This window comes from Thermus sp. CCB_US3_UF1, from assembly GCF_000236585.1.
GTDB lineage: Bacteria > Deinococcota > Deinococci > Deinococcales > Thermaceae > Thermus.
Genome location: NC_017278.1, coordinates 862061 through 882265 on the forward strand (window position 1 = coordinate 862061; position 20205 = coordinate 882265).

A 20205-nucleotide genomic window follows, 5' to 3' on the forward strand; every position below is an offset into this window, starting at 1 on the left:
CTTCGGGTATACTGAGGGAGCATTGGAGAAGATCTTCGGCAGGACGGAAGGGCTCAAGAAGAGCGAGCTAAGGAAGCTTTCCAATCTGTACCGGAGGCGGGTGCCTGCGGAGCGGGTCCTCACCCCGGAGCTGGCCCAGACCCTGGCCCTCCTCTCCCAGGAGGTGGGGCGGCCCCTGAGCCTCCTCCTGGACCGGGAGGGGCGGGTGGTGCGGGTGGGGGTGGGGGACGCCAAGGAGCTGCCCATCCCCGAAGGGGCCCGGGCCGAGAACCGGCTTTCGGGTTTCCGCCTCCTGCACACCCACCTGGCCAAGGGGGGGCTTTCCCGGCCCGACCTTTCCGTGCTCTTCCTCCACCGCCTGGACAACCTGGCGGCCTTGGAGGTGGAGGAGGGCCGGCCCACCACCTTGCACCTGGCCTTCCTCTCCCCGCCCAAGGCGGAGGAGGAGGACTGGCGCATCCTTCCCCCCAGGCCCTACTTCCAGTACCTGGAGCTGGACCTGAAGGCGGAGGTGGCGGCCCTGGAGGAGGAGATGGCCCGCCAGGCCCGGGTGCACGAGCTCAGGGACGGGAGCGGGGAGCGGGCCATCCTGGTGGGGGTGGACCTGGGGGAAGGCCCCGAGGCCGAGGCGGCCTTGGGGGAGCTGGCCGAGCTCACCCGCACCGCCGGGGGGGTGCCGGTGCGCCAGGTCCTGGTCTTCCGCCAGGCCCTGGACCCCCGGTACCTGGTGGGCCTGGGCAAGCTGGAGGAGCTTAAAAGCCTGGCCTACCACGAAAACGCCTCCACCCTCATCTTCGGCCTGGAACTCTCCCCGGCCCAGGCAAGGGAGATCGAGAAGGCCACGGGCCTCAAGGTCCTGGACCGCACCCAGCTCATCCTGGACATCTTCGCCCTCCACGCCAAGACCCCCGAGGCCCAGGCCCAGGTGGAGCTGGCCCAGCTGCGCTACCTCCTCCCCCGCCTGGTGGGGAAGGGGAAGGAGCTGAGCCGCCTGGGGGGCGGGATCGGCACCCGGGGGCCGGGGGAGACCAAGCTGGAGGTGGACCGCCGCCGCCTCCTGGCCCGGGTGGCCCATCTGTCCCGCAAGCTGGAGGAGTACGCCAAGCGGCGGGAGGAGGCCAGGCGGCAGCGCAAGCGCCGCGGGGTGCCCCTCGTCGCCGTGGTGGGGTACACCAACGCCGGCAAGACTACCCTGCTCCAGGCCCTGGCCCGGGGCGGGGAGCCGGGGGAGGACAAGCTCTTCGCCACCCTGAGGCCCCTTACCCGCCGGGGCTTCCTGCCCGGGGTGGGGGAGGTGCTCTTCACGGATACCGTGGGCTTCATCCGCCGCATGCCCGAGGAGCTCCTCACCGCCTTCCGGGCCACCCTCGAGGAGGTGCGGGAGGCCGACCTCCTGGTCCACGTGTTGGACGCTTCCGAGGAGGGGGCCTTGGGACGCCACCAGGTGGTGGAGGGCCTCCTGCGGGAACTGGGGGTGGAGGCCCCCAGGGTCCTGGCCCTCGCCAAGGCCGACCGGGCGGCCCCCTACGACCTCCTCTACCTCCGGGAGCGGCTTGGGGGGGTGCCGGTTTCCGCCCTCAAGGGCACGGGCCTGGCCGAGCTGAAGGAGGCCCTGGCCCAGGCCCTCCTGCAGGCGGGGGTGCGCCCCCAGGCCTGGGCTCAGTACACGTGAAACCCCTTTAGGCCGGTTTCCTCGGCCCACATGGCCTCCACCGCCTCCACCCGGGCCAGTCGGGGGCCCTGCCGGAGGTGGTGCAAAAAGGCCTGGAGTTCCTCCTCTGGGCCCTCCGCCACCACCTCCACCCGGCCATCGGGGAGGTTTTCCGCGTAGCCGGAAAGCCCCAGTTCCAGGGCCTTCCGCTGGGCGAAGGCCCTGTACCCCACCCCCTGCACCCTTCCCTTCACCAAGGCCACCAGGCGCGGCATGGCCCCATTCTAGGCCCCTTGCCACGCGGCTTTCATCTCCCCTTCTTATGCTTAGGAGGATGCGGCGGGGGCTTTTCCTCCTCCTGGGGGGGGTTCTCCTCCTGGCCCTTTTGGCCTGGCCGCCCCTCCTGAAGGGGGCGGTGGAGCGGGGCCTGGCCCTTGCCGGCTTCCAGGGCCAGGTGAGGGCGGTGCGGGGCCACCTCCTCCTAGGCCTCCGCCTGGAAGGGGTGGTCCTGAGGGGGCCCGGCCTGGCCCTGGTGGCCGAAGAGGCTGGACTTAGCTACGACCTTTTGGGCCTTTTGCGGCGGGAGCTTCCCCTTTCCCTTCGCCTCAAGGGGGCCAGGGTGGAGCCCACCTGGGAGGCCCTGATCCCCGAGAAGCCCGCCCCCCCCCCGGCCATCCGCGTCCTCTTCCGCCACCTCCACCTGGAGGGGGTGGAGGTGGTCCTCCCCCAGGGAAGGAGGCTTTTTCTCCCCTCCTTGCGCCTAAGCCTCCAGGGCGCAAACCCCTACGCCTTCCTGGCCCGGCTTCCCGGGGGCAGCTTCCAGGGGGAGGCCCGGGCCCTTTCCCCCGACCTTTCCCGCTGGGAGGTGCGCTACCGGGGAGAGGTCCAGGGGCTTTCCTTCTTCTACCCCGGGCTCAAGGGGGGGCAGGTTTCCGGGGTCTTCCACCTGGGCCCCGAGGGGGTGCGGGGGGAAAGCCGGGTGGCGGGGGGGGTGGTGGAGCTGGTGGGCTTCCGCCTGGATGGGGTGGAGGGGCCCATCCGTTTCCTGGGGGATAGGGTGGAGGCGAGCCTTCGGGGCAGGGGCCTCGAGGGGCCCCTCCAGGCCTGGGCCGAGGTGGACCTCAAGGGGGAGCGCTACCGCTTCGCCCTGAAGGGGCGGCCAAGGCTTCCCGCCCTGGCCCGGCACTACGGCCTGGAGCTGCCCGTGGAGGGGACGGGGGAGCTCTTCCTGGAGGGGGAGGGCTGGGCCGAGCTCCGGCTCCAAGGCCGCTTCCAGGGGGAGGGGCGGCTTTTGGGGGAGCCCTTCCGCCACCGGGGGACCCTGGCCTTTGCCCGCGTCTTCCGCCTGGAGGCGGGGGTGGAGGGGCGGCTTTGGGACCGCACCTACCGCTTGGCCTTGGCCCTGGAGGGCCAGGGGTACCGGGCGGAGCTCGGGGACTCCCGGGGGAGCCGCCTCCACCTCCTGGGCCAGGGCTCCCGGGTGGAGGCCCGGGGCCAGGTGGCCTGGCCTGGCCCCTTGAGCGGCCAGGCCCAGGTGGCCTTCTGGGGCCAGGGAAGCCGCTGGCGGGCCCGGGTGGCGAGCCCGGGGGTGGGCCTTCCCCTCTTCCGCCCCCTGGACCTTTCCGGGGAGGTGGCGGGGGAGGGAGGCCGGGTGGCCGGGCGGCTTGGCCCCTTGGCCCTGGCCGGCACCTGGGGCGACCTGGCCCTGCGCCTAGGGGAGGTGCCCTTGGCGGTGGGGGCCCTATCGGGCGAGGGGAGGCTTCTTGCGGGACGGCTCCAGGCCGACCTCCGTTTCGCCTCCCCTTACGCCAGCTTCCCCTTGCGGGTGGAAGGGGGGGCGGGGGGGTTCCGCTTCGCCAGCCCCCACGGGGAGGGCAGCTACCGGGGCGGGGTCTTGGCCCTGCGCCTGGAGGGGCTACCCCTGCGCTTCCTGGAGGAGGTTCGCCTTTCGGGGTGGGCCCGGTACGCGGGGGGCGGCCTTTCTGGGGTCCTTGCCCTCCGGGGGGCTCACCTGGAGGCCGAGGCCAGGCTCCGCCGCCTGGGGGCGGAGATCCAGGGGGCCCTCCTCACCCCTTGGGGGAGGCTTCTCCTGGCCGGGGCCTACGACCCGGGGCCGGGCCTGCGCCTGCGGGCGGGGGACCTCCGCCTCGCCTACCGGGAGGCCCTTCGCCTGCAGGGGCAGGCCCTCTTGGGCCCGGTGCGCCTCGAGGCCGACCTCCGGTATGGGCCTGGTTTTTGGGGATTTGCCGAGGCGGAGGTCTACGGGGTGAGGGGGCGGGTGGAGGGGAGGGGGGAGGGGCTTTGGCTCCGCCTCTCGGGGCACGTGGAGGGGGAGGGGGAGGTCTACCCAGGGCTTGGGGTTTCGGGGCGGCTTTTGCCCCCCTTGCCGGAGGGGCTGGAGCTTCCCCCCCTGGCCTTCCGCCTGGACCGGGAGGGGCTGGAGGTCCTTGGGGTGGGGCGGGTGGCCTTCCGGGAGGGCTTCCCCTTCGCCCTTGCCCTCCCCTTCCGCTACCGGGGGGTGGAGGGGCGGGTCTTGGCCGAGGGGGACCGGGAGGGGGGACGGCTGGAGGTCCGGACCCCCTACGGGGAGGCCAGGGGGGCGGGTCCCTGGGGGTCCCTGGCCCTGGAGGGGCGGGTGGCGGTGCCCCGGCTGGGGGCGGGGCGGCTGGAGGGGCGGGCCGACCTCCTGCGGCTGCGCTACCAGGGGGAGGCCTTTTGGGAGGGGCTTGGCCTGCGGCTTGGGGTCCTGGGGGAGGGGGGTAGGCTCCGCCTTTGGGGGACGGGGCCGGGCCTGAGGCTTCTGGGGGGGTACGAGGGGGGGCTTTCCCTCCTCCTGCAGGCGGAGGGGTGGGACCTTTCCCCCCTGGGCCTGCCCCTGCGGGCCACGGGGACCTGGGGGGAGCGGGGGGGGGACGGCTTCGGCTGGAAAGCCCCTACGGGGAGGCCCTCCTCACGGGGGAGGAGCTTCTGGCCGCCCGGGTGCGGCTTGAGGGGCCATACCTTCAGGGGGAGGGGGAGGTTTCCCCGGCGGGCTTTGCCCTCCGGGCCCGGGGGGCCTACCGGGCAGGGGGGGTGGAGGTCCAGGGGGAGGCCTGGGGGGGCGGGGCCTGGGGGGGGTTCTCCCTGGAGGTGAGGGGGGAGGCCCGGGCGCCCTACCTGGAGCCCCTGGCCTTCCGGGGTCGGGTGTGGTGGGAGGAGGGGGTGCGCTACCGCCTGGAGGGCCCCGTGGCCCTGGAGGGGGAGGGGCTTGCCTACCGGGGGCGGTTCCGCCTGCCCTTCCGCCTCCTGGGACGGGAGGGGTGGGTCCAGGGGGATTTCCAGGGGGAGGGCCTGCGGGTGCTAGGGGAAGGGGAGGGGCGCCTGGGGGGGCTTCCCTTTGCCTTCCGCGGGGGGTACGCGGGGGGGCTTTCCCTGGGCCTGGACTACGCCGGGGGGCGGGTGGAGGTACGGGGGGAGGAGGTGGCCTTCGCCCTGGAGGAGGTGGCCCCCCTGGGGGAGGCTTTGGGCCTGGCCCTTTCCGGGGAGGCGGCGGGGCGGGTGTCCCTGGGGGGGGAGGGGGAGGCCTGGGCGCGGGTGCGCTACGGGTCTGAACCCCTGGAGGTGGACTACGGGGAGGGGGTCTTGCGCCTTTTCTTGCCCGGCCGGGGGTGGGCCTGGCCTGGAGGCCGGCCGGGGGGGAGGTGGAGGGGCTAGGGGAGCTTGAGGGCGGGGGGAGGTTCCTTTGGCCCCGGGGGGAGGTGGAGGCGGCCTTCCGCTACCGGGAGGGGGAGGTGAGGCTTGGGGGGTCCCTGGGGGCCCTGGCCCTGGAGGCCCGCTTCCGCCGGGAGGGGGTTGGGGAGACGGGGCTTGAGGCGGGCCTGGACCTTCTGGGCCTGCGGGGAAGGGGGGTGGTGCGGCACGCCTCTTCCTATGCGGAGGGGGAGGTGGCCCTGGCCTGGGAGGGGGGGATGTACTGGGGGGAGGGCTGGCTCCGGGGCCTGGCCTACCTGGTGCAGGAGGGGCCCATCCGGGTCTGGGGGGAGGGGGGTAGGGTGGAGGCGCGCTGGGAGGCGCCCCTTTCCCTTTGGGCCCGGTACGGGGAGGGGCTCCGCCTGGGGGTGGAGGGGGAGGGGGAGGTGGCGGGGGTGAGGGTGCGGGCCCGCCTGGGCTACGGGCCGGAAGGGTACCGGGGGGGCCTCGAGGCCCAGGGGCTGGGCCTTCGCCTGGAGGGGAAGGGGGAAGGCCCCTTACGCCTCCGCCTCCTGGGGGAGGACCTGCCGGGAAGCCTCTCGGCCTGGGGGGCGCTGGAGGGGCTTACCTTTAGGGGAGAAGCCCAGTACGCCCTGGCCCTGGGCCAGGCCCGGCTGGAGGCCTCCGCCCACGTCCAGGGGGGGCTGTCCGGCCTCGCCCTCCAGGGGGAAGGGGCCCTCCGGGGGGAGGGGGAGGCCTGGCCCTTCCGCTTCGCCTACCGGCCGGAAGGATGGTCCCTGGACCCTGGGGCCCTGGTCCTGGAAGGGGAGGCCCCGGGCTTCCGCCTACGCCTTTCCGAGGGGCGCCTCGCCCTGGCCCTGGACCGGGACCTCACCCCCTTCGGCCTGCCCCTGCGCCTCGTGGCCCAGGGGGAAGGCCCCTGGGAAGCCCCCCTGGAGGTGGTCCTAAAGCGCCCCGAGGGCCAGCTTTCCGGGAGGGTCTGGCCCTGGCCCCTTAGGGCCGAGCTTTCCGGGGAGGCCCTGGGGGAGGGCCTGGCCCTGGAGTACCGGGAAGGGGAGGCCCGCCTCCGCTTCCTGGGGCCCCGGCTTTCCGGTACGGCCCGCTACGCCCGGGGGCTTTCCGGGGTCCTGGGCCTCCGCTACCCCCTGCCGGGAGGAAGCCTGGCGGGGGAGGTGGACCTGGGGCGGGGGGGCTTCCGCCTCTGGGGGGAGGGGGCCTGGGCGGGGGAGGTGGCGGGGGGCTTCTGCCTGCCCGCCCCCCTGGGAGGCTGTGCGGGCCTGGCCCTGGAGGCCTCGGGGGGGCTGGCCTACGGGGAGGTGGCCTTCCGGGGGGCCTACCGCTACCGGGCGGCTTCCGGCTACCTGGGAGGGCTTTCCGGGGAGGGGCGGCTTGCCACCCCTTATGGGGCGGTACGCCTCCTGGGCCGGGGCCTGGGGCTGGACCTGGCCGGGGAGGGGCTTCCCCTGGAGGGGCGGCTGGAACTCCACCCCCTCGGCCTGGCCTACCGCTACGCCGGACCCTTGCCCCGGGGCCTAGGGGAGCTGGAGGCGGAAGGGGTGTATCCCGGGGCCTGGCTTAAGGGGCGCTACCGCTACGGGGAGGTCCTCCTGGACCTGGAGGGCCTGCCCGGCTTCCGGGTGCGCCTCCTGGGAAAGGGGCTTAGGGGGGAGGTGGGGCCGGAAGGCCTCCGCCTGGTGGCCGAGGGCTTCGCCTACGGGCCCTTGGCCCTTTCCGGGGAGGTGGCCGGGGCCTGGGGGGCGGTGGGGGCGGACCTCCGCCTTTGGGGCCTGGGCCGGGAGGCCCGGGTGAGGGGGGAGTGGGGCCCCGAGGGGCTCCGCCTGGCCCTGACGGGGGACCTCCAGGGGGAGGTGGCCTGGAAGGGGGCCTGGCGGGGGAGGCTTGCCTTCCGGGAGGGGTTTTTGGACCTTTCGGGCCAGGGGGTGCCGGAACTCCAGGGGGAGGTGCTGGGGGAGGGGGTGCGCCTCCGCTGGCCCCTTTTGGAGGTGGGGGGCCTCTTGGCCCACCTGGCCGAGAGGCGGGTGGAAGGGGAAGGGAGGCTCTTGGCCGGCCTCCTCCCCGGGGGGCTTGGGGTCCGGGGGGAGGGGGAGCGGCTCCTCCTGGACTACCGGGTGCCCGGGCTTGGCCTGCCCCTGGTGGGGGCCTTGGACCTAAAGGACCTCGCCCTTTCCCTCGGGAGCCCTGAGGGGGAAGGGGAGCTTCGCTACGCTTCCGGTGGGGTTTCGGGCCGGCTTGTCCTCAACCTTGGGGGGTTCACCCTGGGCCTCGAGGGGGCGGGGGACCGGGTCCGCCTCCTGGGGGAGCACCCGGCCTGGCCCTGGTGGGCGGCGGGGGCGGGGCGGCTCGAGGGGGAGGTGGACCTAGGGGGAGGGTACCGGGCCACCTACCGGGCGGGGGCGCAGACCCTCGCCCTCACGGGCCGCCTCCTGGAGGCGCGGCTTTGGGCGGAGGGGCCCTACCTTTCCGGGGAACTCACCTACCCCCCGGGCGGGGAGCTCCGGCTGGACCTGCCCCTTCCCCCCTTGGAGAGCCGCTTCCAGGGCCGGGTCTTGGGGCCCGGGTATGGGCTGGAAGGGGTCTTGGAGGGAGGGGTGGGCCGGGTGGCCGTCCAGGGACGGCTTTTGCCCCTGGAAGGGGAGCTGCGGCTGGAGGAGGCCGCCCTGGAGGACTTCCTGGGCCGGTATGCCCCCTACCTGAAGGGCCGGGTTTCCGGGCGGCTGGTGGTGGCGGAAGGAAGGCTGGAAGGGGGCCTGAGGGGGGAGGTGGGGGTGGGGGAGACCCGCCTGCCCCTGGCCTTTTCCGGCCGCTTGGCCCCGGGGGCCCTACAGGGGGAGGGGCAGCTGGGGCCAAGCCCCTTCCGGGTGGACCTCCAGGGGGGGCGCCTGGAGGTTTCCGCCTCCCCCCGGGGCTTCCCCCTCCACCTCCTCCTCGAGGCCGTGGCCGGGCCCCTGGAGGGGGAGGCCTACTGGACGGGGGCGGTGCGCCTGCGCCTGCCCCTGGGCGACCCTTGGCGGGGGGAGGGGGTGCTGGTGGGGGAGAGCCTCCTTTTCCGCGGGGCGGGGGATGAGCTTCGGGGCCAGGCCGCCTTCCGCTACCAGGGGGGGCGGCTTTACGTGGACCGCCTCCGCCTTGCTGGCCGGGGCAGCTGGGAGGGGGGTGGGTACTGGAGCCCGGAGGGAAGCGACCTCTTCCTCACCCTGAAGGATACGGTCTTCACCCCCGTGCTCCAGGTGGTGCCGGCCCTCAAGCCCTACCGGCCCGAGGGCTCGGGGAGCCTGAGCCTGAGGCTGACCGCCCAGGGCTTCCAGGTGGCCTTCCAGGACTTCCGCTTCCGCCTGGGGCCCGTGGCGGGGTACCTGCCCCAGGGCCTCCTCTCCCTCAATGGGGGGGCCCGGGCCGAGGGGGAGCTGGAGCTTTCCGCGCCCTTCCCGGGGCGGGCCAGGCTGGGCCTCGAGGGGCGCCTGGAGGACTTCCGGGTTCTGGCTCGAGGTACGGTTTCCCTGCCCGGCCTGAAGGAGGCCACCCCGGCGGAGGTGGCCTTCCGCTACCCCACCTACGGGGTGGAGATCCGCTTGGGGGAGGCCCAGGCCCAGGGCACCCTCTTCCCCTTGCGCCTGGCGGGGTATGGCCGCCTGCCCCTCTACTACCCCCAGTACTACCTGCAGGAGGGCCTTTTGGACGTCAAGAGCTTCTTCCTCTACGAGGAAAAGGGCACTTACCGCCTTACGGGCAACGCCGAGGTCCTGAGGGCCCGCCTGGCCCTGCCGGAAAACCCCCGCCAGCTCTCCCGGGAGGGGGTCCAGGTGGGAGGAGCCCCGGGCCAGAGGCCCACCCCCTTCCCCCTGGCCTTTGACGGAGTGCGGCTTTACGCCGAGCGGGGGGTCCTGGTGCAGGAGAGCCTGGTCCAGGGGGAGCTCAAGGGGGAGGTCTTCCTGGGCGGCACCTACGCCGACCCCTTCCTGGTGGGGGAGGTGGGGGCGCTGTGGGGCAACTTCCGCCTTTGGGACTCGGTCTTCACCCTGGACCCCGCCAAAAGCGCCTTGCGTTTCCGCCCCGACCGGGGCATCCTGCCCGAGTTCGCCCTGGAGGCCCAGACGGAAACCCGGGGGTACAAGGTGGCCCTAAAGGCCTCCGGGGAGTTCCTGCGCGAGGGGGGCCGGGTCAAGGTGCGCCTGGAGCCCCGCTTTGCCTCCGAGCCTGCCCTCCTGGAGCCCGAGATCTACGCCCTCCTCACCCTGGGCACCCCCGACCTGGCCCGGCTTGCGGAAACCCTTCCCCAGGCGGCCTTGGGGGCGGCCTTGGAGAACCTGATCCTGGGCCAGCTGGAGCGGGAGATGGCCAAGGCCTTTGGCCTGGACCGCTTCCAGGTGCAAGTGCCCCTCCTCCAGGGGGGGGAGGTGGAGGACATCCGCTTCTCCATCGGCAAATACCTGAGCCCAGAGCTTTTCTTGGGCTACGAGGTGGACCTTAGAGGCCAGCAGACCCTTTCCGCCCAGTACCGCCGGGACGGGCTCACCTTCGCCCTGGGCTCCACCTTCCAGCCGGGGGATGGCCGGCTTTCCCGCTTTGCCTTTTCCCTGGGGTACGACCTCACCGAGGCCCTGGGCCTCACCCTCAGCCTCGAGGCCGCCGACACCACCCGGTTTGGGGTGGGGGCCCTCTACCGGTGGTAGCATGGCCGAGGTTATGCGCGCCTTGGCCAAGCTAGCTCCCGAAGAGGGCCTAACCTTGGTGGAACGCCCCCGGCCCGAGCCGGGCCCGGGGGAGATCCTGGTGCGGGTGGAGGCCGCCAGCATCTGCGGCACCGACCTGCACATCTGGAAGTGGGACGCCTGGGCCCAGGGGCGGATCCGTCCACCCCTGGTCACCGGGCACGAGTTCAGCGGGGTGGTGGAGGCGGTGGGCCCGGGGGTAAAGCGCCCCCAGGTGGGGGACCATGTGAGCCTGGAAAGCCACATCGTCTGCCACGCCTGCCCCGCCTGCCGCACGGGCAACTACCACGTCTGCCTGGACACCCAGATCCTGGGGGTGGACCGGGATGGGGGTTTTGCCGAGTACGTGGTGGTGCCGGCGGAAAACGCCTGGGTCAACCCCAAGGACCTGCCCTTTGAAGTGGCGGCCATCCTGGAGCCCTTTGGCAACGCCGTGCACACCGTGTACGCGGGGAGCGGGGTTTCGGGCAAGAGCGTCCTCATCACCGGGGCCGGGCCCATCGGCCTCATGGCGGCCATGGTGGCCCGGGCCAGCGGGGCCGGGCCCATCCTAATCTCCGACCCCAACCCCTACCGCCTGGCCTTCGCCAAGCCCTACGCCGACCGCCTGGTGAACCCAAAGGAGGAGGACCTCCTGGAGGTGGTGCGCCGGGTCACGGGCAGCGGGGTGGAGGTGCTCCTGGAGTTCTCCGGCAACGAGAGCGCCATCCACCAGGGCCTGAAGGCCCTCATCCCCGGGGGGGAGGCCCGGATCCTGGGCATCCCTTCGGACCCCATCCGCTTTGACCTGGCAGGGGAGCTGGTCATGCGGGGGGTCACGGCCTACGGGATCGCCGGGCGGCGGCTTTGGCAGACCTGGATGCAGGGCACGGCCCTGGTCTACTCGGGCCGGGTGGACCTCACCCCCCTCATCACCCACCGCCTGCCCATGAGCCGCTACCGCGAGGCCTTCGCCCTCCTGGCCTCGGGCCAGGGGGTAAAGGTGATCCTGGACCCCAAGGCCTAGGGGCCTTTGGGGTAGCCTCCTCCCCCAAGGAGGGGAGGATGCTTTCCAGGAGGCAGGTGCTGGCAGGGCTTTTGGCCCTGGGCTTGGGCCGGGGCCGGGCCCAGCGGCTGGAGGAGGCGGTGGAGGGCCTCGAGGTGCCCTGGGCCTTGGCCTTCCTGCCCGACGGGGGGTTCTTGGTGGCCGAGCGGCCAGGGCGGATCCGCCTGGTGCGGGGCGGGCGGGCCACCCTCTACGCGGAGCTTTCCGTCTACGCCCGGGGGGAGTCGGGGCTTTTGGGGATCGCCCTCCACCCCCGTTTCCCCCAGGAGCCCTACCTCTACGCCTACCGCACCGTGGAGGAAGGGGGGCTTAGGAACCAGGTGGTGCGCCTCTGGCACCGGGGGGAGCGGGGGGTCTTGGAGCGGGTAGTCCTGGACGGCATTCCCGCCCGGCCCCACGGCCTCCACTCCGGGGGGCGGATCGCCTTCGGCCCCGACGGGATGCTTTACGTGACCACCGGGGAGGTGTACGAGCGGGAACTGGCCCAGGACCTCTCCTCCTTGGGGGGGAAGATCCTGAGGCTCACCCCCGAGGGGGCCCCGGCCCCGGGGAACCCTTTCCTGGGCCGCCCGGGGGCAAGGCCGGAGGTCTACAGCTACGGCCACCGCAACCCCCAAGGCCTGGCCTGGCACCCGGAAACGGGGGAGCTTTTCGCCAGCGAGCATGGGCCCAGCGGGGAGCAGGGCTTCGGCCACGACGAGGTCAACCTCATCCTCCCCGGGGGCAACTACGGCTGGCCCCGGGTGGTGGGCCGGGGTGGGGACCCGCGGTACCTGGACCCCCTTTACTTTTGGCCCCAGGGCTTCCCCCCGGGCAACCTGGCCTTCTGGCGCGGGGGGCTTTACGTGGCCGGGCTTCGCGGCCAGGCCCTCCTCCGCCTGGAGCTTACCGGGGGGAAGGGGAACTGGCGGGTGGCCCGGGTGGAGACCGTCCTTCAGGGCTTGGGCCGCTTGCGGGAGGTGCGGGTGGGGCCGGACGGGGCCCTTTACGTGACCACCTCCAACCGGGATGGCCGGGGCCAGGTCCGGCCCGGGGACGACAAGGTCCTCCGCCTCCTTTAGGCTGAAGGGGTGGAACGCCTTCTGCCCTTCCGCCTGGACGAGCAAGAGGGGGTCTTCTGGCTTTTGGACCAGCGGCGCCTTCCCCTGGAGGAGGTCTGGGTGCCGGTGCGGAGCGCCCGGGAGATGGCCGAGGCCATCCGGGCCATGGTGGTGCGGGGGGCGCCGGCCATCGGGGTGGCCGCCGCCTTCGGCATGGTCCTGGCCCACAGGGCGGGGGAGGACCCGGAGGAGGCCGACCGCCTCCTGCGGCAAAGCCGCCCCACCGCGGTCAACCTCTTCCACGCCCTGGACCGCTTGCGGCCCTTCTGGGGCGATGCCAAGGGAAGCCTCGAGGCCGCCCAGGCCCTCTGGCGCGAGGTGGAGGAGACGGAGCGGGCCATCAGCCTCCACGGGGCCCGGGTGCTCCGGGGCCAGGTCCTCACCCACTGCAACACCGGCCCCCTGGCCACCGGAGGGTACGGCACCGCCCTGGGGGCCATCGTGGAGGCCCACCGCCAGGGGCGGGTGGCCCACGTCTGGGTGGACGAGACCCGGCCCTACCTCCAGGGGGCCCGCCTCACCGCCTTTGAGCTCCTGCGGGCCGGGGTGCCCGCCACCCTCATCGCCGACAACATGGCGGGCTTCCTCATGGGGCGGGGCCAGGTGGACGCGGTGGTGGTGGGGGTGGACCGCATGGCCCTCAACGGGGATTTCGCCAACAAGATCGGCACCTACGCCCTGGCGGTGCTGGCCCACCACCACGGCATCCCCTTCTACGCCGCCTTGCCCCTTGCCTCCGTGGACCCCAAGCTTCCCACCGGCGAGGGCATCCCCATTGAGGAGCGGCCCCCGGAGGAGGTCTTGGAGCTAAAGGGGATGCGCCTGGCCCCGGCGGGTTTCCCCGCCTACCACCCCGCCTTCGACATCACCCCCCACCGCTACCTCACGGGGATCGTGACGGAAAAGGGGGTGCTCTACCCGCCCTTTGACGAGGCCTTGCGGGATGCTTTGGGGCTTTCTTGAGGGGCTTTTGGGCCACCTCTGCCCGGGGTGCGGGGGCAGGCTGGACCGTCCCCTGCTCTGCTCCCGCTGCCGGGCGGGGTTAGGGGCCTTCGCCGCGGGGGAGATGGTCTACCTGGGCCTTTACGGCCGGGTGGGAGGGCTGGCCCGGGCCCTGAAGTATGGCCGGCGGGCGGGGCTTGCCCCCCTTCTGGCCCGCCCCTTGGCCGAGGGGGTCCGGGCCCAGGCCTGGGCCCTGGAGGGGGTGACGGCGGTCCCCACCCTCCTTCCCCGCCTTCTTTGGCGGGGATATAACCCCCCGGAGCTTTTGGCCCGGGAGGTGGCCCGCCTCCTGGGCCTACCCTACCGCCGGGTCCTAAGCCGGGTGCGCTACGCCCCAGGCCAGCCCACCCGGGGCCGGGGCCGCGGGCGGCTTCCCCCGGACCTCTTCGCCCCCCGGGCCCGGGTGGAGGGGGCCTGGCTCCTGGTGGACGATGTCCTCACCAGCGGGGCCACCTTTTTGCGGGCCAGGGAGGCCCTCCTTCGGGCCGGGGCCAGCCGGGTCTACGGGGCCTTCCTGGCGGTGCGGGACCCCAAGGCCCTGGGGCCTTACCGGTAAGGGGCCACACTCCTGGACCTAAAGGTCCCTAAACTTGAGGGGAAGGGGGTGGGTTGGCCGTGAAAAAGCTCCGCCGTCTGGAGGACCTTTTGCCCCACCTCCGGGAGGGACGTTACCGCTTGGGCCCCCACGTGGCCAAGCACATGCTCCAGGAGGGCTTCACCGAGCTGGACATCCTCCGGGCCTTGGAGTGGGGCCGGGAGCTGGCCATCTACCCCGAGGACCAGCGGATGCTGGTCCTGGGCTACATGGTCTTCCCCCCCAGGCTCCGCCTGCCCCTCCATGTGGTCCTGGAGTACGCCACCCCGCGGCAGGTGGACATCGTCACCGCCTTCATCCCCAAGGAGCCCCACCGGGTCTACTCCCGGGCCCGCTTAGCCGCCCTCCTGCGCTTTGACGGGGCCCTCGAGGAGGTCCGCTGGACCAAACCCCTTTCCTCCTACCCCCAGGAGGGCTAGAGGCCTAGGCGCACTCCGGGCAGCGGCCAAAGACCGTAACCTCGTGGCCTTCCGCCTGGAAGCCGGGAGGCAGGTGCCCCTCCAGGGCCAGGTCGCACCCCAGGAGTTCAAAGACCCGGCCGCAGAGGCGGCAGAGGAAGTGGTGGTGGTGGCCCCGCCCCGCGGGCTCGTACCGCGGGGGTTCCCCGGGGAGGGAGACGGGGGTCAGGAAGCCTTCCTCCACCAGGCCCTTCAGGGTGCGGTAGACGGTGGCCAGGCCCAGGGAGGGTACCTTCCTGCGGGCCAGGTCCAGGACCTCCTGGGGGGAGAGGGGGCGGCCCGCCTCGAGGAAGGCCTCCCGGATGGCCCGCCGCTGCCTTGTGGAGCGCTCCATGCCCCCCAGGATAGCAAACTGAGAAGGGGTTTTCATCCTTTGCCGGGTAAAGTGGGGCCATGCGCGCCGTGCTCCTTTTCCTGTTATGGTCCCTGCCCGCCCTGGCCCAGGGGGAGGGGTCGTACCTCCTGGGCCGGATCCTCTCCCTGGACCCTGGCCGGGGGGTGGCCCTGGTGCGGGTGGGGGGGGAGGAATGGGAGGCCCTCCTGCCCGCGGACGGCGGGGGGTTCCGCCCAGGGCAGGGGGTGGTCCTCTACCGGGAGGGGGAAAGGGTCTACGTGACCGAGCCCGACCGCATCCCCCTCCTCCTCTTCCTCCTGGGCCTCTTTGCCCTCTTCGCCGCCCTCTTGGGCCGGGGAAAGGGGGTGCGGGGGCTGCTCGGTACCTTCCTCAGCCTGCTGGTGGTGGTCTACTTCGTGGTGCCCCGGGTGGCTGCGGGAGGAAACCCCCTCCTCATCGCCTTCCTGGGCAGCCTAGGGGTGCTTTTCCTCACCATCTACCTGGTCCACGGGGTGAACCGCAAGACCACGGCGGCCCTGGTGGGCACCCTCCTTTCCGTGGCCTTCGTCCTCCTCCTGGCCCTCTTCTTTACCCGGAGCCTGGCCTTCACCGGCCTGGCCTCGGAAGAGGCCATGCTCCTCAGGCAGTGGGGAGGGGTGGACCTGGTTTCCCTCTTCCTGGCAGGGGTGGTGGTGGGGGCCCTGGGGGCCCTCACCGACGTGACCGTAACCCAGGCCGCCGTGGTCCAGGCCCTGGCCCACGCCAACCCGCGCCTGGGCCTTCTGGAGCTCTACCGCCGCGGGATGGAGGTGGGCTACGACCACATCGGCAGCCTGGTGAACACCCTGGTCCTGGCCTACGCCGCGGGGTCGTTGCCCCTTTTCCTCCTCCTCACCAAGGACCCCACCCCCTTGCGCTTCCTCCTCAACACCGAGCCCTTCGCCGCCGAGCTGGTCAGCATGGTCCTGGGGTCCTTGGGCCTTCTCCTCGCCGTGCCCCTCACCACCTTGGTGGCCGCCTGGGCCTTCCGGGGAGGGCGGGGTGGGCCCCCGGAGGCCCATCCCCATCCCCACTAGGGCATAATGGAACCCGTGCGCCTTCTCCACACCGCCGACTGGCACCTGGGCAAGGTCCTCAAGGGGGTGGACCGCACCCCGGAGATCGGCGAGGCCCTGAAGGCCCTCCTGGAGATCGCGGCCAAGGAGCGGGTGGACGCGGTGCTGGTTTCGGGCGACCTCTTTGACCGCCCCCAGGTTTCCGCGGAGGCCGAGGCCCAGGCGGTGGAGTTTTTCCTGAGGCTAAGGGAGCTGGGGATACCCGCCCTGGTCATCGCCGGCAACCACGACCCCAAGGAGCGCCTCGAGGCCCTGGCCCCCCTCTTCGCCTTGGCGGGGGCGGCGGTGCGGGGGAGGCCCCTCTTCCGGGAGGAGGGGGGGGGTGGTGGCCCTGGGGGGGGTGGAGGCGGCCCTTCTGCCCTTCGTCTCCGAGCGGATCCTGGTGAAGCGGGTCTTCCAGGAGGCGGAGGAGCGCCACCGCAGCTACGCCGAGGCCATGCGCCGCATCCTGGCCAACCTGGAAAGCCCTCTGATGCTGGCCCACTTCGCCCTGGAGGGGGCCAGGCCGGGGGCGGGGGAGTTCGCCTTCCACCTTTGGGGGAGCTACGCCGTTCCCCCCTCCGCCCTGCCCCTTTCGGCCCGTTACCTGGCCCTGGGGCACATCCACCGCCAGCAGCAGGTTTCCGAGGCCCCCCTGGCCTGGTACCCGGGAAGCCTGGTCCAGCTGGACTTCGGCGAGGGGGAGGAGGCGGAGCGGGGAGCCCTTTTGGTGGAGCTTCCCCCCTCGGGCCCTCCCCGGGTCCACCCCATACGGGAGCGCTGGGGTAGGCCCCTTAGGACCTTCCGCCTGCGCAAGGAGGAGCTTGACGCCCGCTTGGCTGAGATGGAGCGCTTCCCCGGCTACCTGCGCCTGGTGGTGGAGGGGAGGCTTTCCCCAGAGGAAAGGGAGCGGCTCTTTCGGGCCCTGCCCCATCTCCTGGCCGTGGAGGCCGCGGGGATGGTGGAGGCCGGGGAGGGGGAGGCCATGGGGGCCCACCTGGGGTTCAAGGAGGCCTACGCCCGCTACCTAGAAACCCGGGGGCGGAAGGAGGAGGCCCTTTTGGAGCGCTTCGTAAAGGTACTGGAGGAGGTGGAGCTTGCGGCCCTTGCGCCTGGAGCTTGAGGGCTTCGGCCCCTACCGGGAAGCGCAGGCGGTGGACTTTTCCGATGTGGAGCTCTTCGCCATCACCGGGCCCACGGGGAGCGGGAAGAGCACCCTCCTGGACGCCATGGCCTTCGCCCTCTATGGCCGCGTGCCCCGGGTGGGGCGGAGCGTGAAGGAGCTCAAGCACCCCGCGGTCCCCGAGGCCCGGGTGCGCCTGGTCTTCCAGGTGGGGGGACGGGTTTTCCGCGTGGACCGGGTCCGGGGGAGGCGGAGCGAGGACCGGCTTTTTGAGATCCTGCCCCAAGGGGAGCGCCTTCTGCCCCTGGAGCGCCAGGCGGAGTTCAACGAGCGGATGGCCCAGATCCTGGGCCTTTCCTACGAGGCCTTCACCCGGGCCCTCCTCCTGCCCCAAGGGGAGTTTGACCGCTTCCTCAAGGGGGAAGCCCGGGAGCGGCACGAGATCCTGGCGGACCTCTTTGGGCTTGCCCTGTTGGAGCGGGCCCGGGAAAGGGCCGCCGAAAGGCGCTCGGCCCTTCTGGAGGAGAAGGGGCACCTGGAGGGGGAGCTCCGCCCTCTGGAGGGGGCCACCCTCGAGGCCAAGGAGGCCCTGGAGGGGGAGCTTCAGGGCCTGCGGAAGGAGATCGCCCGGCTTACCCGGGAGGAAGGGCGCCTGGCGGAGGAGGCCAAAGGGGCGCAGGAGGCCCTCCGCCTCCTTCGGGAGCGGCACGCCCTGGAGTCCTGGCGGGCCCGCCTCCAGGCGGAGGCCCCGGCCATGGCCGCCCTGGAGGCGCGGCTTGCCCGGGCGGCGGAGGCGGAGCGGGCCCTGCCCCTTTGGCGGGACCTCCGCGCCAAGGAGGAGGCCCTCAAGGGGACGCAAGGGGAGCGGCAAGGGGTGGAGGCCCGGCTTGCCGACCTGATGGAGGCCCGGCGGGCCCTAGCCTTTTCCCCCGAGGCCCTAAGGGCCGCCCGGGAGGCCCTTCTGGAGGCCCAGGAGCTAAAGGCCCTGGAGGCCCTCTGGCGCCGGGTGGGCACGCAAGCCCACCCTACCCCCCGCCTGGACCCGGCGGCCCTGGAGGGGGTGCTGGCGGAGGAGGACCGCCTGGCGCGGGAGGCCGAGGCCCTAAGGGCCTGGGCCCGGGCCAAGGCCCGGCGCGAGGAGGAGGAAAAGGCCCTTTCCCGCCTCCAGGAAGAGCTCTCGGCCCTGGAGAGGGAAGGGAAGGCCCTTCGGGCCGAGGCGGAAAGGGTGGAAGGGGCCTTGCAGGCGGCCACCGCCCACCGCCTTAAGGAGGAAGTGGCCGCCCTAAGGGCGCGCAAGGAGGAGTTGGAAAGGGAGCGGGCCCGCCTGGAAAGGGCCTTGGAAGAGCTGGCCCGGGAGGAGCGGCGCCTTGGCCTTTGGGCCTACCGCGACCTCCTGGAGCCCGGGAAGCCCTGCCCCCTCTGCGGGGGGGTGGTCCACGCCCTGCCCCCCCTGGGGGAGCCCTCCCGGCTTGCCCTGGAGCGGCGTTCCCTGGAGGAGGAGCTCCAGGCCCTGCTCCGGCGGCTTGGGGCCCTGGAGGGGGAGCTGGCGGAGAAGGAGAAGGCCCTTTCCGCCCTTCCCGAGCCCCTTCCCGGGGACCTCGAGGCCCTGCAGACAACCCTGGAAGGGCTCAAGGAACGGTTGCAGGCCCTGCGGGAGGGGTATAGGGAGCTCCAGGGGAAGGCCAAGGCCATGCAGGAGGGGCTGGCGAGGCTTCGGGAGGAGGAAGCCCGCCTGGCCCCAAAAGGGGTGGAGGAGCCGGAGGCGGCCCTCCAGCAGGCGGAGCGGGCCCTGGCCGCCCTGAGGGCGGAAAAGGAGGCCCTGGGGGCGGGGCTTTACCGCCACCTCCAGGAGAGGACCGGGGGCCAGGGGGTGAAGGCCCACCTGGAGGCCCTCCGGGCCCGGGTGAAGGACCTGGAGGGGCAGGAGAGGGAGGACCAGCGGCTTTCCCAGGCCATCCAGGAGGCCGAGCACCGCCTGGCGGCCCTAAAGGCCAAGGAGGCCGAGCAGGAGCGGGCCCTGGCCGAGGCCCGGGCCCGGGTGGAAGGGCTTCTTCCCGAGAGGGAGGCGGAAGCCCTTTACCTTCCCCCAGGGGAGAAGGAGGCCCTGGAGGCCCAGCTGCGCACGCACCGGGAGGAGTGGGCGGAGGTGGAGGCCCGCCTGCGCGCCCTTCCCCCGGCCCCGCCCCTTTCCCTGGAGGAGGCCGAGGCAAGGGTCCAGCAGGCCCAGAAGGTCCTGGAGGAAAGCCGGAAGGCCCTGGAGGACCTAAAGCGGCGGGAAGCGGTCCTGGAGGAGCGCCTAAGGGGGCTAGAGAGGGATCTGGACCGCCGCCGGGAGCTGGAGGGCCGCCTGGCCCAGGTGGCCCAGGAGGTGGCTCTGTGGGAGAAGCTGGCCCTGGACCTCCAGCGGCACAACTTCCCCACCTACCTCCTGGGCCTGCGGCAGCAGCACCTGGTGGCGCGGGCCGACGAGCTCCTCCACACCCTTTCCGGAGGGCGGTACCGGCTGCGGGCCCGGGGGAGTGAGTACGCGGTGCTGGACCTCTGGACGGACGCGGAGCGCCCGGTCAAGACCCTTTCCGGGGGGGAGAGCTTCCTGGCCAGCCTGGCCCTGGCCCTGGCCCTTTCCGAGGAGCTTTCCCAGGGGAGGCTTGGGGCCCTTTTCCTGGACGAGGGCTTTGGCACCCTGGACCCGGAAACCCTGGAGCTGGTGGCCGGGGTGCTGGAGAGCCTGCCCACCCGGGGGCGGTTGGTGGGCATCGTCACCCATGTGGAGGCCCTGGCGGAGCGGCTTCCCGCCCGGCTTCGGGTGCGCAAGCACCTCTCGGGGAGCCGGGTGGAGTGGGCCTAGGGGTAGGTTTGTCCCTGGGCGGCCCCATACCCCTTGGGGTACCCTGAGGGTGCCCGGTAACCCTACCCCCTTCCCCACCGGGTAAGGAGGTGCGCCGTGAAGAAGGCCAAGGACATCATGTCCACCCAGGTGGTGATGATCCAAGGGGCGGCCACGGTGAAGGAGGCCATCAACCTCATGAAGGAAACGGGCCTCCGGGCCCTCATCGTGGACCGCCGCCACGAGGAGGACGCCTACGGCATCGTCACGGAAACGGATATCGTCTACAAGGTGATCGCCTACGGCAAGGACCCGGCCACGGTCCAGATCCACGAGATCATGACCAAGCCGGTGATCGCCGTGAACCCCGACCTGGGGGTGGAGTACGTGGCCCGGCTTTTCGCCAACACCGGGATCCGCCGCGCCCCCGTGATCCAGGGGGAGGTGATCGGCATCGTTTCCGTCACGGACATCCTGCATAAGGCGGTGTTCTAAGATGCCCGCCCCAAGGGCGGCCTTGGGGCCGCCCTTTTCTTGACCCGGTCCAAGCTCTTTT

The 20205-nt window shown here is 72.6% G+C and carries 14 protein-coding genes and 1 pseudogene; 13 read left to right on the forward strand and 2 right to left on the reverse strand.

Annotation, left to right across the window (positions count from 1 at the left end):
* Positions 1-22 precede the first annotated feature (22 nt).
* The gene (gene hflX / locus TCCBUS3UF1_RS04335) at positions 23-1672 is read left to right on the forward strand and encodes a GTPase HflX (protein WP_014515288.1); all 1650 of its coding nucleotides are present in this window, start codon (positions 23-25) and stop codon (positions 1670-1672) included.
* Here hflX and TCCBUS3UF1_RS04340 read toward each other — a convergent pair.
* On the reverse strand, positions 1660-1926 hold the full coding sequence (locus tag TCCBUS3UF1_RS04340; protein ID WP_014515289.1) for an acylphosphatase: 267 nt from the start codon (positions 1924-1926) through the stop codon (positions 1660-1662). The two genes, hflX and TCCBUS3UF1_RS04340, sit on opposite strands and share 13 nt — an antisense overlap.
* A gap of 59 nt (positions 1927-1985) precedes the next feature.
* Here TCCBUS3UF1_RS04340 and TCCBUS3UF1_RS12430 point away from each other — a divergent pair, with 59 nt between their 5' ends.
* From TCCBUS3UF1_RS12430 to TCCBUS3UF1_RS04370, 8 genes are read left to right on the forward strand one after another with little or no spacing between them, the layout of a single operon-like run.
* The gene (locus tag TCCBUS3UF1_RS12430) at positions 1986-4784 is read left to right on the forward strand and encodes a hypothetical protein (protein WP_231291415.1); all 2799 of its coding nucleotides are present in this window, start codon (positions 1986-1988) and stop codon (positions 4782-4784) included.
* Positions 4724-5344 (forward strand): hypothetical protein, encoded by a 621-nt coding sequence (locus tag TCCBUS3UF1_RS12435; protein WP_255344588.1) that lies wholly within the window; start codon positions 4724-4726, stop codon positions 5342-5344. The genes TCCBUS3UF1_RS12430 and TCCBUS3UF1_RS12435 overlap by 61 nt, the downstream gene beginning before the upstream one ends.
* Positions 5332-10032 (forward strand): translocation/assembly module TamB domain-containing protein, encoded by a 4701-nt coding sequence (locus tag TCCBUS3UF1_RS12440; RefSeq protein WP_014515290.1) that lies wholly within the window; start codon positions 5332-5334, stop codon positions 10030-10032. The genes TCCBUS3UF1_RS12435 and TCCBUS3UF1_RS12440 overlap by 13 nt, the downstream gene beginning before the upstream one ends.
* A 13-nt stretch (positions 10033-10045) precedes the next feature.
* Complete coding sequence (gene tdh, locus TCCBUS3UF1_RS04350; RefSeq protein WP_041433965.1) at positions 10046-11077, forward strand: L-threonine 3-dehydrogenase; 1032 nt, start codon at positions 10046-10048, stop codon at positions 11075-11077.
* A gap of 38 nt (positions 11078-11115) precedes the next feature.
* On the forward strand, positions 11116-12177 hold the full coding sequence (locus TCCBUS3UF1_RS04355; RefSeq protein ID WP_014515292.1) for a PQQ-dependent sugar dehydrogenase: 1062 nt from the start codon (positions 11116-11118) through the stop codon (positions 12175-12177).
* Positions 12178-12186: 9 nt separating this feature from the next.
* Positions 12187-13179 carry an S-methyl-5-thioribose-1-phosphate isomerase gene (gene mtnA / locus TCCBUS3UF1_RS04360; protein ID WP_014515293.1) on the forward strand — a complete coding sequence of 331 codons (993 nt, stop codon included), beginning with the start codon at positions 12187-12189 and terminating at the stop codon, positions 13177-13179.
* On the forward strand, positions 13160-13774 hold the full coding sequence (locus TCCBUS3UF1_RS04365) for a ComF family protein (RefSeq protein WP_014515294.1): 615 nt from the start codon (positions 13160-13162) through the stop codon (positions 13772-13774). Before mtnA ends, TCCBUS3UF1_RS04365 begins: the two co-directional genes overlap by 20 nt.
* Positions 13775-13833: 59 nt before the next feature.
* Positions 13834-14232 (forward strand): DUF4258 domain-containing protein, encoded by a 399-nt coding sequence (locus tag TCCBUS3UF1_RS04370; protein WP_014515295.1) that lies wholly within the window; start codon positions 13834-13836, stop codon positions 14230-14232.
* Positions 14233-14236: 4 nt separating this feature from the next.
* Here the strand turns inward: TCCBUS3UF1_RS04370 and TCCBUS3UF1_RS04375 are convergent, their stop codons facing one another.
* A complete protein-coding gene (locus tag TCCBUS3UF1_RS04375) occupies positions 14237-14605 on the reverse strand; it encodes a zinc uptake transcriptional regulator (RefSeq protein WP_041433759.1) in 369 nt (122 codons plus the stop codon).
* Between the two features lie 59 nt (positions 14606-14664).
* Between TCCBUS3UF1_RS04375 and TCCBUS3UF1_RS04380 the strand changes: the two genes are divergently transcribed.
* The 4 genes and pseudogenes from TCCBUS3UF1_RS04380 to TCCBUS3UF1_RS04395 all read left to right on the forward strand — a co-directional run bounded on the left by TCCBUS3UF1_RS04380 (position 14665) and on the right by TCCBUS3UF1_RS04395 (position 20144).
* Positions 14665-15681, forward strand: a complete 1017-nt coding sequence (locus TCCBUS3UF1_RS04380; RefSeq protein WP_041433760.1) for a YibE/F family protein — start codon at positions 14665-14667, stop codon at positions 15679-15681.
* 15 nt (positions 15682-15696) lie between these two features.
* Positions 15697-16822, forward strand: a pseudogene (locus TCCBUS3UF1_RS04385) (exonuclease SbcCD subunit D).
* Complete coding sequence (locus tag TCCBUS3UF1_RS04390; protein ID WP_014515299.1) at positions 16797-19670, forward strand: AAA family ATPase; 2874 nt, start codon at positions 16797-16799, stop codon at positions 19668-19670. Before TCCBUS3UF1_RS04385 ends, TCCBUS3UF1_RS04390 begins: the two are co-directional and overlap by 26 nt.
* A 96-nt stretch (positions 19671-19766) precedes the next feature.
* Positions 19767-20144 carry a CBS domain-containing protein gene (locus TCCBUS3UF1_RS04395; RefSeq protein WP_014515300.1) on the forward strand — a complete coding sequence of 126 codons (378 nt, stop codon included), beginning with the start codon at positions 19767-19769 and terminating at the stop codon, positions 20142-20144.
* Positions 20145-20205: the final 61 nt, after the last annotated feature.

Bases quoted from the DNA above. Each gene is read 5' to 3' on its own strand.
- TCCBUS3UF1_RS04340 (WP_014515289.1), bottom strand. From the start codon at position 1,926: ATGCCGCGCCTGGTGGCCTTGGTGAAGGGAAGGGTGCAGGGGGTGGGG.
- TCCBUS3UF1_RS12430 (WP_231291415.1), top strand. From the start codon at position 1,986: ATGCGGCGGGGGCTTTTCCTCCTCCTGGGGGGGGTTCTCCTCCTGGCC.
- tdh (WP_041433965.1), top strand. From the start codon at position 10,046: ATGCGCGCCTTGGCCAAGCTAGCTCCCGAAGAGGGCCTAACCTTGGTG.
- TCCBUS3UF1_RS04355 (WP_014515292.1), top strand. From the start codon at position 11,116: ATGCTTTCCAGGAGGCAGGTGCTGGCAGGGCTTTTGGCCCTGGGCTTG.
- TCCBUS3UF1_RS04365 (WP_014515294.1), top strand. From the start codon at position 13,160: ATGCTTTGGGGCTTTCTTGAGGGGCTTTTGGGCCACCTCTGCCCGGGG.
- TCCBUS3UF1_RS04375 (WP_041433759.1), bottom strand. From the start codon at position 14,605: ATGGAGCGCTCCACAAGGCAGCGGCGGGCCATCCGGGAGGCCTTCCTC.
- TCCBUS3UF1_RS04380 (WP_041433760.1), top strand. From the start codon at position 14,665: ATGCGCGCCGTGCTCCTTTTCCTGTTATGGTCCCTGCCCGCCCTGGCC.